The organism is Vibrio coralliirubri (genome assembly GCF_024347375.1).
GTDB lineage: Bacteria > Pseudomonadota > Gammaproteobacteria > Enterobacterales > Vibrionaceae > Vibrio > Vibrio coralliirubri.
The window spans coordinates 1,738,291-1,752,377 of the sequence record NZ_AP025470.1 but is presented as its reverse complement, the minus strand read 5'-3'; the positions used below and the strand labels follow the sequence as shown (position 1 = coordinate 1,752,377).

Annotated in this window: 12 protein-coding genes and 2 pseudogenes; 6 read left to right on the top strand and 8 right to left on the bottom strand. The window is 41.5% G+C overall.

What is annotated here, in order from left to right; all coding sequences use genetic code 11:
• Positions 1-55 precede the first annotated feature (55 nt).
• On the top strand, positions 56-1,402 hold the full coding sequence (locus tag OCV20_RS07860; RefSeq protein ID WP_108721727.1) for an ISNCY family transposase: 1,347 nt from the start codon (positions 56-58) through the stop codon (positions 1,400-1,402).
• Positions 1,403-1,698: 296 nt separating this feature from the next.
• Here OCV20_RS07860 and OCV20_RS07855 read toward each other — a convergent pair whose 3' ends face one another.
• The 6 genes and pseudogenes from OCV20_RS07855 to OCV20_RS07830 all read right to left on the bottom strand — a co-directional run.
• Positions 1,699-2,871 (bottom strand): zonular occludens toxin domain-containing protein, encoded by a 1,173-nt coding sequence (locus tag OCV20_RS07855; protein ID WP_238382979.1) that lies wholly within the window; start codon positions 2,869-2,871, stop codon positions 1,699-1,701.
• A 62-nt stretch (positions 2,872-2,933) separates the two neighbouring features.
• Positions 2,934-3,251, bottom strand: coding sequence for a DUF5455 family protein (locus tag OCV20_RS07850; protein WP_086775972.1), 318 nt, complete (start codon positions 3,249-3,251; stop codon positions 2,934-2,936).
• Positions 3,251-4,693 carry a chromosomal replication initiator protein DnaA gene (locus OCV20_RS07845; RefSeq protein WP_086775973.1) on the bottom strand — a complete coding sequence of 481 codons (1,443 nt, stop codon included), beginning with the start codon at positions 4,691-4,693 and terminating at the stop codon, positions 3,251-3,253. The genes OCV20_RS07850 and OCV20_RS07845 overlap by 1 nt, the downstream gene beginning before the upstream one ends.
• Before the next feature lie 71 nt (positions 4,694-4,764).
• Positions 4,765-5,019: a hypothetical protein gene (locus tag OCV20_RS07840; protein ID WP_238382980.1), complete on the bottom strand. Its 255-nt coding sequence runs from the start codon at positions 5,017-5,019 to the stop codon at positions 4,765-4,767.
• Between the two features lie 327 nt (positions 5,020-5,346).
• Positions 5,347-5,631: a single-stranded DNA-binding protein gene (locus OCV20_RS07835; RefSeq protein WP_086775974.1), complete on the bottom strand. Its 285-nt coding sequence runs from the start codon at positions 5,629-5,631 to the stop codon at positions 5,347-5,349.
• Between the two features lie 9 nt (positions 5,632-5,640).
• Positions 5,641-5,886: pseudogene (locus tag OCV20_RS07830) on the bottom strand (phage/plasmid replication protein, II/X family); the annotation flags it as partial.
• Positions 5,887-5,965: 79 nt separating this feature from the next.
• Here OCV20_RS07830 and OCV20_RS07825 point away from each other — a divergent pair.
• On the top strand, positions 5,966-6,886 hold the full coding sequence (locus OCV20_RS07825) for an IS5 family transposase (protein ID WP_086773621.1): 921 nt from the start codon (positions 5,966-5,968) through the stop codon (positions 6,884-6,886).
• Between the two features lie 57 nt (positions 6,887-6,943).
• Here the strand turns inward: OCV20_RS07825 and OCV20_RS07820 are convergent.
• Positions 6,944-7,996, bottom strand: a pseudogene (locus OCV20_RS07820) (phage/plasmid replication protein, II/X family); the annotation flags it as partial.
• 130 nt (positions 7,997-8,126) lie between these two features.
• On the opposite strand from OCV20_RS07820, the gene OCV20_RS07815 reads away from it, so the two are divergent.
• The 4 genes from OCV20_RS07815 to OCV20_RS07800 all read left to right on the top strand — a co-directional run bounded on the left by OCV20_RS07815 (position 8,127) and on the right by OCV20_RS07800 (position 12,648).
• On the top strand, positions 8,127-8,318 hold the full coding sequence (locus OCV20_RS07815; RefSeq protein WP_238382913.1) for a hypothetical protein: 192 nt from the start codon (positions 8,127-8,129) through the stop codon (positions 8,316-8,318).
• Positions 8,319-8,941: 623 nt separating this feature from the next.
• On the top strand, positions 8,942-10,288 hold the full coding sequence (locus tag OCV20_RS07810; protein ID WP_108721727.1) for an ISNCY family transposase: 1,347 nt from the start codon (positions 8,942-8,944) through the stop codon (positions 10,286-10,288).
• A gap of 815 nt (positions 10,289-11,103) precedes the next feature.
• A complete protein-coding gene (locus tag OCV20_RS07805; protein WP_048615960.1) occupies positions 11,104-11,706 on the top strand; it encodes a porin family protein in 603 nt (200 codons plus the stop codon).
• 339 nt (positions 11,707-12,045) lie between these two features.
• Positions 12,046-12,648, top strand: coding sequence for a DUF2971 domain-containing protein (locus OCV20_RS07800; protein ID WP_050621311.1), 603 nt, complete (start codon positions 12,046-12,048; stop codon positions 12,646-12,648).
• 100 nt (positions 12,649-12,748) lie between these two features.
• Here OCV20_RS07800 and OCV20_RS07795 read toward each other — a convergent pair whose 3' ends face one another.
• Positions 12,749-13,969, bottom strand: a complete 1,221-nt coding sequence (locus tag OCV20_RS07795; RefSeq protein WP_086775757.1) for a hypothetical protein — start codon at positions 13,967-13,969, stop codon at positions 12,749-12,751.
• Between the last annotated feature and the right edge of the window lie 118 nt (positions 13,970-14,087).

Here is a 14,087-nt window from a genome sequence, read left to right as displayed (position 1 = left end):
CCTCCTAAGCTTACCTATATTGGTCTGCTTAGGAGTTATCCGGATGCTTATTACTATGAGTGAAAAAGATATTCATCGATTCAAGGTGCTTACTGACGTACGTGAAAAACGACTACGCCAAGTTGACGCCGCTATAATTTTGAATCTGTCTGCGCGCCATATCCGACGTTTGGTGAACAAACTGGTCTCTCTTGGTGCTCAAAGTCTTACACACGCAGCGCGTGGACGCCCAAGTAATCGACGCTACTCAGAACATTTCAGAATTGAAATACTGAAACTTATCCGTGAGCATTACTCTGACTTCTCACCAACGTTCGCTCTGGAAAAACTGACTGAACGACACAATCTATCCGTCTCTAAAGAAACACTCCGTCAATGGATGATCGCCGACGGACTGTGGCTTCCACATTCACAACGCAAACCTCGAGTCTATCAGCCTCGTTACCGTCGTGATTGCTTGGGTGAACTTATCCAAATTGACGGCTCCCATCATGACTGGTTTGAAGGCCGCAGCGACAAATGCTGCCTATTGGTGTTCATTGATGATGCGACTGGCCGTTTGATGAACCTAAGATTCAGCGAGACAGAATCCGCATTTGACTACATGTTGACCACGCGTGAATACCTCAATGAGCACGGTAAACCCATCGCATTTTACAGTGACAAGCACTCAATTTTTCGAGTGAATCAGGAGAAACACAAACAAGTTGGCCAAACTCAATACGGGCGCGTGCTGAAAGAACTGGCCATAGAACTCATCTGTGCCAACAGCTCCCAAGCCAAAGGCCGCGTTGAGCGAGCCAACCTCACGCTGCAAGACCGACTGGTTAAAGAGATGCGCTTACAAGGTATCGACACCATCGAACAAGCCAACGCCTGGCTTCCCTACTTCATCGCCGATTTTAACCATCGCTTTGCTAAGCCCGCTCAATACCCAAAAGACATGCATCGCCCGGTTCGAGAGTCCAAGCAAGAACTCGACGATATTTTCAGTTGGCAAGAAACCCGCAAGCTCTCAAAGTCGCTGACATTTCAATACGATAAAGTGATTTATCTCATTGAACCTACTGAAGAAAACAGCCGACTAGCGCACGAACATGTCAAGATACTCGACTACCCAAACGGTGAAATCGCCATCCAATACGGGCATCGAAAACTCGAATTCAAAACCTTCGACAAACTCGAGCACGTTCAACAAACCCAAATCGTCGACAACAAACGCCTCGGCCAAGTTTTAAAATTTGCTCAGCAACAACAAGAAGAATTCGAACAACAACAGCAACGAACCCGCAGTAAGAAAGCCCCCAAGCGCCGTGCACAACAAAGAGCCCTTCAAACAGCGCCTCGAGCCATCAACCCTGTCCTCACCGAACCATTCAAAGCTTCCAGTCGAAAGACCTAACAAGGGGACATTTCTATTTGGGACAAATGAGGACATTTTAAAGTGGGATTGACATAGGATTCCTTAATGAAAAAGAACAATGCACCTAAAAAAGCAAAAGAAACACAGATACCATAGTAATAATCAATCACTAAAAACTCCTTATAAATACGTTAGATAAACCCAAGCTGTAGAAAAACCAAAAACAAACCAAACCGTTCTGCTAAGTGGCTTGGCCTGATTAGATTTTCTAAACGGCTTAGGGTCGTAAACATAATCCTTACGATGTTGGTTTAAGTTGCGAATTTTGGATTTCATTACATAGCTTCAATTGTAGAACTTGCTACCGAAGATAAACTAAAGTCATCTAATACACTTCCGTCCGTTTCGGGTTTTGCGCTTGGTGGCGCAATCTTACAAGTAATCTTGATTGTTACATTGTCATAAGTAGTTAACCAAGCAACACATGGAGCAGCTGGCGTAACAGTTAAACCATAATGGAATACATCAAATGAACGATGTGACTTGTCGTGAATTGCATAATCATAATTTATAACACCATCTTTACGGCTCATGACGTAACCGGAAATATAAACACCATCGAGATAATCTGGAATAACTGGCGCAACAAGTTGAGAATTAGAAGCCGTTGTTTGTGCAACATGCTCAGGAACGGAGCTGAGAGGTTTTGATTTAGTGTCAGAAACAGTCATTGAATATGCAAATGCAGAAAGACCACCAAACAAAAAACAAAGCGACAGACTACCCCAAGGAAACTTAGATTTTTTCTTTTTAGGTTCAGAAACAGATTCTTTTGAATACCATGATTTAAGTGTCTTACCTGATATATAAGAAAATGGAGCGCGCATATCAATTACACGACCATCAATATAATCACTATCAACTTCAAAAATTTGGTTAGTATCATAAGTTCCAAAATAATCCTTTGGTTTATAAGTCTCCTTAAAATATGAAGGATTGCCCTGCTTAGATTTACCCCTGCGCCATTGAGCGCGGTTAACATGAGGTAATATATTCTTTCTCTGTTCCCTACCCTTAGTTTTGACTAACTGATAAAAATCAACCAAATCAGAAATAATGGGAATACGGAAATGATCCAAACGGGAGCAACAAATAAAGTTTTCGCCTAATGCACCAAGAGCTTGCTTGTCTGTTGATTCAGGGTCTTGTACTGCGATAAAAATATCCCAACCCAACTTTCGAATCATTATAAGTTTATCGATTAATTGCTTTCGACCTTTAGCATTCCAATCACGAGAGTTTAACCACATTGCACCTTCATCAAGGAACAAGCCACCAAGTTGGGTTTTTTCTTCCTCTGGACATCCACGGCCTAGTTGCTCCAAATCTTCCAAACGAAAAATGGACGGCACCCGAGAAATAGAAGCCTCAGTATTAGGACTAAGATTCTCAGGGAATAGGTCTACGTTCGTAGCAACACGAGAACCACGAGCTAAATATTCTTTCATCTTACGCGCTAGGAATATGCCCTTACCCGCACCAAGAGTTCCATAAACAAAGTAACAAGACATTAAGCCGCCTTAGAAGATAGTTTAACAATCTTCATTTTCATCATGAAAACATGAGCCACAACATGACCCGCAGCAACGGCTGACATACATTGACCGATGTTACCTGGTAGCAACGCAAGACCCGCAGCAACATTCCCCCCTGGTTGAATTGGTGAGAACGAAAAAACCGCAGCAACCGAAGCCATGAAAGCAACGTATAAAGCTAAAAACATTGCAATCAAGATGCCTAAAAAGACATAGCGATTTGTGGCATTGAAGACCTGAAAACCAATCAGGCCAGTGAGCCAAGAACCAATTTTTGCAAATAAAGCACCCATTACAAGCTCCTAACTGTTCGAGTAAACATCATGTAGAGATAAAGTCCGGTTGATAGGTAAAGTGACCATTCGAGCGTTGGCCTAACATAGTCCTCAAACGGTGGACAATGAGAATCAAAGGTAACGTTTTTAGTCTTACCACCAATCGAAAGGTTAAAGCTGAATGCAATGCAGCTACCGCCACCATAAGAGAAATAACCGAACGGATTGAACCCAAACTCAGGGACATCAACATCAACGCTATCAGCAATAAAATCATTCATTGCCTTGGTAATTTCGTCCTCATGCTTTTGAAAATTCGGGTCAGGCAAGTTAGTCGTAGCCTCACTAAAGTTTTTAGCTTGAACCTGTTCAAACTCAGTTCGAGTTAATGGACCGATAACCGGAAGCGGATTAGGCAACGGGGACGGGTCGACAGGAATATCAGGGTCAGTTGGTTTGTCAGGGTCAGTCGATGGGTCAGATAATGGAGTTGAACCCGGCAAAGGCCATTCAAGAGGGAAATCACCCGGTGAAACAGGAACACTACCCGGCTCCGGCCAATCACTAGGCCAAGAGCCCGGCAAATCGAAAGGAAAATCACCATAATCAGGTTTAGGGTCAGAAGTCGGACGTTTATCAGGATGTGAATCAGGCAGCGTTTGAGGGTAACTAGGCGAAGGCGTATAAGGCGTTGTTACAGGGTCAGAATTAGGAAACCAATTAGGGTCTGGATGAACTGGACTAGGTGTTTCAGGCGTTGACTCTGGAAGCCAAGTTTCAGCGGGTACGTCAGGCGAAGTTTTCCAAAAATCTTCGAAAAATAAATCATCAGTTACTGGCTCAACTTTATTACTATCATGGTAAGTAATTCGAGCCGCATCTTTAACACCTTGAGGTAAATTAGTTTCTTTATTATATGCCTGAACTTTATAGTAAAGATGTTTGTAATCTCGACCGTTATCCCCCTCTGTAGGCGTTGCAATAGGTTTGTGATAATAGTTTGTATTAACTGAATCAAGTTCAGATACTTTCTGTGCAACAAGAGCTTGAGCCTTAGAATAACATTCATCAAAAGAGGGATAAGAACCAACATTAGTAGACGAACGATAAACAGAACAATTGTTCATTTCAATTTTTGAAATATTGCCAGAACTGTTAAGGCCATAACCAATCGCAGCAAAAAGAGCTAACCAAGGCATCGACTTTTTAGCCTTTGAAGTCCAACTAGATTTTGGAGTCTTGGCATTACAAGCAAAAACGGGATCATTAGCACCCCAAGGTTTTTTACCACAAATAGCCTTAGTGATTATGGTGTCGGCAGCAACGGCCAAAGCAGAACCCGCCACAACATCAAGAACGACAGCAGCTAACGGCAATGCAGCTTGAACTTGACGATACGGCAAATAACAAACAAAGAAGCAAAGCCAATAAACAGAGAGGCGTTTAAAAAAAAGCTTCATAAAATGTCATCCTTGAATTTTGATCAAAAAAAAGGCGAACCGAAGCCCGCCTAATGAGTTGCGATTGGGGATTAACTTGCACCCGCAGAGATGAAGTTTTTGACCAAACCGAAACCAACACGACCACCAAGAACGACCGCAAGAATTGCAAAACCTGCCGCGATAGCGATACCCGCATCCGAGGTAACACCCGATACAATGGAATCAACAACAGCTTGATCCAATGCAGCGTTAGCAGAAGTTGAAACAGTAGCAACCGCACCAGTTACAGCAACAGTTACCATTTTACGATTATTAGAAATCGCAGCTTTTACTTTATCAAACATATACTTTCTCCGTGTTTAGTTTGAACTTGCAGAAATAACAATATTTCTTAAATAACGAACGGAAATACCCGCCCCTAGACCTGTTAGCCAACAAAGAAACCCCCCGCTGACTATGTGTAAAATAATTTCAATGCTATACATTCGAGCTAAAACCCTGAGCAAATAAAATGACATAAGCTAAAGCTACATAGATAGTCTCAGGTGGTAATAAAGTTTCCATGTTAATAAGACCACCAATAAAGTAGAGCCCCAACAAATAAGGCAGCAAGCAAAGTGCCTAAGAAATAGTTATAAATAAATTCTAAATCCATAGTTGGGGCTCAAATTTTAAGAAACTGGAATAAGAGTAATCTTACGGTCAAATTCTAAACGACCATAATTACCCACTTTGAAAGAAGATGAATGAACGTAATATTTACCAACAGAATGTGCAGGTTGTCCCTCTTCTAAAGATAAAGACATTTCAACAGGGAATTTACCGCCTAAATGTGCATAAGCAATTTGACTATAGAGAGTCATTGCCCCACGGTCGCCCTTTGCAGGGATTACGCGAGAATCAACTAATTCATTTTCTTTAAAAATTTCAATTATCAAACCGTTTGTATTATTCATTTCTTATTCCTAAGCTACTAAGTTAATTACGTTATTTTCGAGACCATACATTTTAGTAATGTTGCCAATTGGCTCTACCCAGTCAGATGGTCGTTGCTGACTAAAATCTATTTCTATAACTTGAAGTAATGGAACTACGTTATCTAAGTTATTACCCTGCATTTGTTGAAGTTGAGCCTTAGAGAAACCAATGACTAGAAGATCGTTTAAATGTCTAGAGAACGTAGCTCTAGAAGTAAACGTTGACTTAACAGAGGCTTTGTTGCGTAATTCAATGGAACTAAATCAAGAACCTACGATCTGATCAGCTACCTCCACTCTATCTCGTAGTCCTATGCCTAAGCCTCGTTATAAAACAACCAACTGGAAGCAATACAACCGATCACTCATTAACCGTGGTTCTCTGACTTTTTGGATTGATGAAGAAGCAATAAGCGGATGGGCGCAAAGCAAACAGAATAAGCGCGGTAGGCCGCGTCGGTTCAGTGATTTAGCTATCACGACAGCACTCATGGTCAAACGAGTTTTTTCTATGCCATTGAGAGCGCTGCAAGGATTTATCGACTCGATATTTAGGTTAGCCCATGTACCGTTAAGTTGTCCGCATTACACCTGCATCAGTCGTAGAGCCAAGCAAGTTGAGGTTTCATTTAAGACTAAAACGAGAGGAGCGATACAGCACCTAGCCATTGATGCTACTGGCCTTAAGGTTTATGGCGAAGGTGAATGGAAAGTCAAAAAACATGGGACGGATGGCAAGCGTAGAGTCTGGCGAAAGCTGCATATTGCAGTCGATACCAACACTCATGAGATCATTGCCGCCGAGCTAAGTTTATCGACGGTTACAGATGGAGAAGTACTCCCGAACTTACTGAAACAAACACGCCGAAGTATCCTTGAGGTGTCTGGTGATGGCGCTTACGACACGAGAGCGTGTCACGCTGCTATTAAGATTAAGGGAGCTATTGCGCTTATTCCCCCAAGAGAAGGGGCTGCCTTCTGGGAGCGTGGTCACCCTCGAAATTTCGCCGTGGGTTGCCAGAAATTATACGACTCAAATAAGTATTGGAAAGAGCGGTATGGATACCACAAACGTTCACTCTCAGAAACAGCGATGTATCGAGTTAAACAGTTGCTAGGAGGGAAACTGAGCTTAAGAAATTACAATGCCCAGGTGGGTGAAACTTACGCGATGATAAAAGCGTTGAACAAGCTTACTGGGTTAGGTATGCCTGAAACTTGTCGTATTGACTAAGAAACAAGCGAAACGGGTTGGCTCTATCTCTAAATTTAATTACGCAACAAAGCCCTTAACAGAATCAAAACCATCAGAAACGATAGAACGATAAAATCGAAATAGCCTATCTGCCTTAGAGTAAGAAATGTTACCTTTTGGCGTTGTTGTGAAAAATTCAGCTTTAAGTTTTAAATAAATTTCTTCGTCATTAAATATATTCATCTTTTGCCCCTCTAGAGCCTCCAGTAATGGGGAGAATGCCCGTTTCCATATGTCAGCGATTAAACTATTTCCATCTTTCTCGTATTCAGCCTGATAGCGGCATGCTTCGAATAAGTTTTTCGGCACGTTGAATTCGTCTAGGTATCTTCTTTTTGCACCCGCTTCGAATCGAATTAAATTTCGTGCGTAATTGATTAATTTTGGGTCACTCATAACGTCAATAACACGGTCATGAGCTTTGTCCCCTTTTTCTTGAAGTGCGCGTAAACCATTGAGTTGACGATTAAATTCAGCACCTTTCAAATACACTTTTCTGTCTACATGTCTCGAACCACGGCTAAAGTAACAAGTCGTTTCATGTTCGTTGCGAACACTCGCACGCATTTGTTTATTCGAGACTGTTTTTAATTGATTGATAACCTGTTTTGCCTGAAGCTCAGTTCTAGCTTTTGCAGAATATGTGCAATCAATTGCATCAAGTAAGGTCTTGTTGATGTCTAGCATTTCGTAGAACTCAGGGTATGAGTTGTAAAGAGCCATCATCATTTCCATTGCACCAGACATGATATTTGTTGAGCCATAAACGTTATGGCCTTGAATAATTTTTGCAGGTGAAGCTTTAAGCTCTACACAAGCATCGCGAAGCTTAGTTCCTTGAAATATTTTGAAAGCTAAACCAGTAAAAGACGTAGGCAAAGATTGGTAAGGATGGCGAAGATCGGCAACCTCTAAAGTGTCTTTAACCTTACTACCAGTAAAGTGAACAACCTTTGCTTCTAAACCAATACCACGTCTAGAGCATTCTTTAATGTCTACATAACACACGCAGTTAGACGATGAGTCCTGTTGGGTTTCCAACAAGAATTCACGCTTAAACGGTATAGAAATTTTGAGCAAATCAATCATATGTATACATTAAACAAATTACATTTGCAGTGAGTGTATACATGTAGCATGTTAATCGTCAACAAGTGACTTATATTCTTTGTTACATGTATATAAGATATATGAACACGGTCGAACTAAAATGAAATTGATGAAAAAGTTAATACAAAATGTGCGAGTGAAGCCTGACCATGCACAACGACTTAAAGACAAGGCATTTACCCTTTCGATGAAGAAAGGCGACTTCTTACGAGAGTCAGAAATCATCCATTTTCTAATAGACGAATACTTAGAAGAGATAGATTTTGTGGACGGGAAGTTAGTTGGGAAAGTTTCAAAATGAAACAAGAGTACACTATTAAAGATAGTGTACTCTCGACACATCCCCACCCCCGAATCCCGAGCTCGCGGAGCGGCTCGAACTTCGGGCTCGGGGCTGACGGATGGTAGAAGAGAAACACAAAAAAGGTGTTTAAAATTTATCGATTGAACCGATGATTGGCAGTGCCCTGTACCAAAAAGACATTCTGGCAAGATGAAGGGGTGTTTTGTGGTTTCAATTGGGGAAGTACGCTTCGCTGCTTTTCGGGGATTTAGATGAGCCATACCCAAGAACTGAGTCGAGTCCCCTTATCCCTGCGGGGCGAGTATGTCATTTTTTGACATACTGGTATGTCAAATCAACTTAAGTACGCATTGTGCAAATTATGTTACGGGTTAACTTCTAACAACGATTTTCCTAACGAGCATCAAAAAGGCCGGACAAGCCGACCTCCTCATTGAGCATGTTAATCAACCACGTTCTTATTCAGTTAAGCACAGCAAACCACTCAACATAATTCAGACCCATAATACGCAGTTAATTTGTTAGAGCAATTTAGTAATGTCCGGTTTGAGCCATTTTAAAATGTCCTCCTAAGCTTACCTATATTGGTCTGCTTAGGAGTTATCCGGATGCTTATTACTATGAGTGAAAAAGATATTCATCGATTCAAGGTGCTTACTGACGTACGTGAAAAACGACTACGCCAAGTTGACGCCGCTATAATTTTGAATCTGTCTGCGCGCCATATCCGACGTTTGGTGAACAAACTGGTCTCTCTTGGTGCTCAAAGTCTTACACACGCAGCGCGTGGACGCCCAAGTAATCGACGCTACTCAGAACATTTCAGAATTGAAATACTGAAACTTATCCGTGAGCATTACTCTGACTTCTCACCAACGTTCGCTCTGGAAAAACTGACTGAACGACACAATCTATCCGTCTCTAAAGAAACACTCCGTCAATGGATGATCGCCGACGGACTGTGGCTTCCACATTCACAACGCAAACCTCGAGTCTATCAGCCTCGTTACCGTCGTGATTGCTTGGGTGAACTTATCCAAATTGACGGCTCCCATCATGACTGGTTTGAAGGCCGCAGCGACAAATGCTGCCTATTGGTGTTCATTGATGATGCGACTGGCCGTTTGATGAACCTAAGATTCAGCGAGACAGAATCCGCATTTGACTACATGTTGACCACGCGTGAATACCTCAATGAGCACGGTAAACCCATCGCATTTTACAGTGACAAGCACTCAATTTTTCGAGTGAATCAGGAGAAACACAAACAAGTTGGCCAAACTCAATACGGGCGCGTGCTGAAAGAACTGGCCATAGAACTCATCTGTGCCAACAGCTCCCAAGCCAAAGGCCGCGTTGAGCGAGCCAACCTCACGCTGCAAGACCGACTGGTTAAAGAGATGCGCTTACAAGGTATCGACACCATCGAACAAGCCAACGCCTGGCTTCCCTACTTCATCGCCGATTTTAACCATCGCTTTGCTAAGCCCGCTCAATACCCAAAAGACATGCATCGCCCGGTTCGAGAGTCCAAGCAAGAACTCGACGATATTTTCAGTTGGCAAGAAACCCGCAAGCTCTCAAAGTCGCTGACATTTCAATACGATAAAGTGATTTATCTCATTGAACCTACTGAAGAAAACAGCCGACTAGCGCACGAACATGTCAAGATACTCGACTACCCAAACGGTGAAATCGCCATCCAATACGGGCATCGAAAACTCGAATTCAAAACCTTCGACAAACTCGAGCACGTTCAACAAACCCAAATCGTCGACAACAAACGCCTCGGCCAAGTTTTAAAATTTGCTCAGCAACAACAAGAAGAATTCGAACAACAACAGCAACGAACCCGCAGTAAGAAAGCCCCCAAGCGCCGTGCACAACAAAGAGCCCTTCAAACAGCGCCTCGAGCCATCAACCCTGTCCTCACCGAACCATTCAAAGCTTCCAGTCGAAAGACCTAACAAGGGGACATTTCTATTTGGGACAAATGAGGACATTTTAAAGTGGGATTGACAGGATGGAGATTGAAATCTGAGAGGTTTCATAGCCAATTACTAACGGATTTTACGTACAGTGCTGCATGAATCTATCTATTTAATTACTTTCTGGCTTTGACTCCGCGTTAATTGAATTAAATCGTGATGGCTTTATCACATGTCGGCTCAAACTTAATTAAGACTTCTGATTACGAATGCCTCTCCAAAGTTAGTCCAGAGTCTCTGCTGGTTGAGTATTAAAAACTATTACGCTGATTTTGTTTCCCGAAAGAACCTAGATTATTAACACTTCCACTAACTCTCGGTCTATTGTCCGTACTACCAATAGACTGAAAAGACTTGGTTACTCTTGTTCGCTAGATTTAACGGTCCCAAAAGACCAAGCGAACTCTCGAATCATCTAGTCTTGTTTATCTATGTTGGCTTGTTCTTCACCAAATTGAATTAACTATCAACGCCATCAGTAACATCCGTACTCGTTTTTTCAAACCACTAACTTTGGATTTTCTCATGCCCAACGGTCAGTGTTACCAAACTGCGTTGCCATCCAAAACGAACTTCTCTAAACGACGTGGCTGATAGTAAGTTACAGTGCAACATAAATTCTATTAACCTCTGTCTGGACTGTCTTACCTTGTCTCATAACTGCGATAATGACACTTCTATTACCAACAAGTCTTAAAAATCAGATGTTTAGGCTAGTTCTCAATTAGTTAGAGTATCTTTTGTTTGTTAACATATTCTGGAACTGAATAACTTATTATCTTAGAAGGCTTTAAATGAAAATCAGTACAATCGCCCTATCGCTATTCACCGCTTTTTTTGGCATCAGCTCGCAGGCGCTTGCTAGTGAAAACGAAAACTCACCTAGAGAGCATGGTCATTTTTATGCTGGTGTTGATATCGGCTTTTATAATGAAACTGAATTAGAATATCGTGGCAGCGCCATTGAAGATTCATCTGATCTATCAGACTTTAGCTATAACTTGGTTGGGGGCTACGAATTCAATACACACGATGTCGTCAAACTGGGACTAGAGGCCGAGTACCGAAAAATCGGAAAAGTTAACTATAACGACTTAATGGATATTGAAGGCCAAGCTTTCTTCGTAAACATTAAACCAAAGTTTATTGTTAAAGGTGACGTCTTAGATCTGTATGTATCTCTATTAGCCGGTGTTGGCTCTATGGATATGGAAGCGAAAGCTTTTGGAGTATCAGACTCTAAGTCTGAAGCGGCCTACCAAGTCGGTGCTGAGCTTGGTGCGATAGTGACAGACAATATCGACATTCATATTGGTTACCGCTTTGCAAACGTTGAAATTGAATCCATCGATGTCTCACCTCAAACCGCTTACCTAGGTGCAAGGTACCACTTCTAAACTTGCTTCACTCGTAGGCTCAATACTACTAAAGCCGTCCTTTTAAAGCTCGGCTTTAATTTTGATCACCTATTTCCCTACTCGACCTCTCTACTTTGACCAGACAATTCAGCCATAAATAAAGTTACGTTGTATCTTTCTTTAAAACTGCAACCTGAAAGCTTAGCCTTAATGCAAAATAAACCACTTTAACAGGCTACTATTTCGTGTTTAAATTTTGATCTATCAAACAGTTATATGAATAAATTTGGTGATTAAGCAATCAAATGCTATGCATTCAATCTTTAAAACTAAATTAAAGTGTTAACATCAGGCAATTTTGTAAACTAGGTGTTTGATATGTTGCCTAAACTTTATAAGTTCAGATCGCTCCACGACAGAAACATACAATCTATTTCCGAGTGTTCGTTGTGGTTTGATTACGCTAAAACTTTTAATAACCCTTTTGAATCTAACCAAGTATTCAACAAAGAACTTCAAGAAAACTTTAAGATCATGTGCTTCTCTCAGTCGAGCGACCACCCAATACTATGGTCGCAGTATGGTGACAACTTTAAAGGCATGTGTATCGAGTATGATCTCAACTGCTATAACGGCGAGGCCAATCTCAACTGTTTTGAAGTCCAGTATGAAGACGAACCTAGTATGTTCCACCCGGCATCGCTAAGTGGTTTACAAACAGCAAGACTGGGAGCTGAGATATTCAAAATTAAGCATTCTAATTGGCGCTATGAAAAGGAATACCGCTGGGTATTACCTGATGACGAGATGATCGGAAATAAACTCTACCTTAATAGAGAGTGCCTAAGTTCGGTGATTCTGTCAGAGCACGCTCCTGCCGACAGGAAGTTAAAAGTTCTGATGACTTGCCAGCGCCTTGGTATCCCTGTTAAACACGCAATAGCAAAGCAAGAATCGTTTACCTTCGAAGTGGTCAGTTAAGTAGAGCTTAATCCTACTGTTTAGCGCCAAAACCAGATATTCACATAAAGTTACAGCGCAACAAAAAAGAGAGCCACATTAATGCGACTCTCTCTTTTTATTACATGTTCACCGTAAGCTTTCCCAATCCTTTATCTCGCATCTGCTCAATAGTCGCGATAGACATTTGAACAGTTGAAAACCAATAAGGTCGGTGCTTAACGTTAAATAGTTCACTATTATCTAACGCCTCGAAAACAGAATATTTTCTACCTTGAGCCAAAGCTGCACCATAAACCGTTCGCTCAAGTACTGGAATGTCATTCACTTCCTCTAGAAGTGCCCTCTTGATGAACTGGTTTCCCGGGCTCCAATCGATAAATTCAACGAGATTTTTTAGTAGTTTAAGCTCTAGCTGCTCGACCATTGCTTCGAGAAACTGTGTGTTTGGCATCACCTCAGTACAAGCATAATATTCGTCATGTTTGTCACTTGCTTCACGATAACCAAGCATCGTTTTTACCAATGCGTCTTCAAACGTTGAAGAAAAGTGGTTACAAATTAAAAACAAAGGCAGAACTCTCAACACGCCAAGTAAAATTCCTACGTTAGGATCTTTAACCGACGTTTCTTGAAGTCGAATCCGAGTCGCATTTGACGTCACGACCAAGTGTTGCCAAACCTTAGGTGTGATGTGTTTAATGTTGCCATCATTCCATTTAATCAGCTGCTGACTCATTAACAATGGGAACAATAAACGACAATTTTCGATTCCTATCTGTCGTGCTGCAACTTTAGGATCAAGAACTACCTTAGATTTCTTTCCATATTTATCTGCAAACTCTTGATTGGAAACAAACTCGATTAAGCTAGAGCTCAATGGCCTGCTTTTCGCAGATATTTCGTGAAGTTTTGAAAAGTTTAAAGATGGCGAATACGCAACACTAGCGAACTGGTTGTAATCGGGTAAGTCTGAAAATAGCGAACTTATTAATGTGCCTTGAAGCTTCTCAAGCATTAGAGCCGAAGCTGCATTGCTAACATCATCGATCACGTATCGTAAGGTTTGTTGCTTCGCGTTGACCTTCTCACGATGAGCATTAACTCTATCTTGTTCACAGCGTAGTAGAATACGTTGGTTGTGAGATATGCGGTCAGATTCATCAAATATGACGCTATCACAATACCTATTTTCTAAACTTAGTAACGTGTCTACTGTAGATTGTGCAAGCTTATATTCAGGTGAGATTAACCATCGATTAAAGCGAGCTTCAACGTTGATTGAGACCTTCCTAGAGATCTCAACCACTTCAGGGGGGTAACTTTTATTTGTTAACAACAACCGTGACTTTCCTTTGCCGTAAATGCTCTTGTATCGGCATATCCTGCCTTTATAACAAAACTAATATTAATAGAAATAAGAGATTGGTTCACGAAATTGTTTCAACAAAATTAAGACC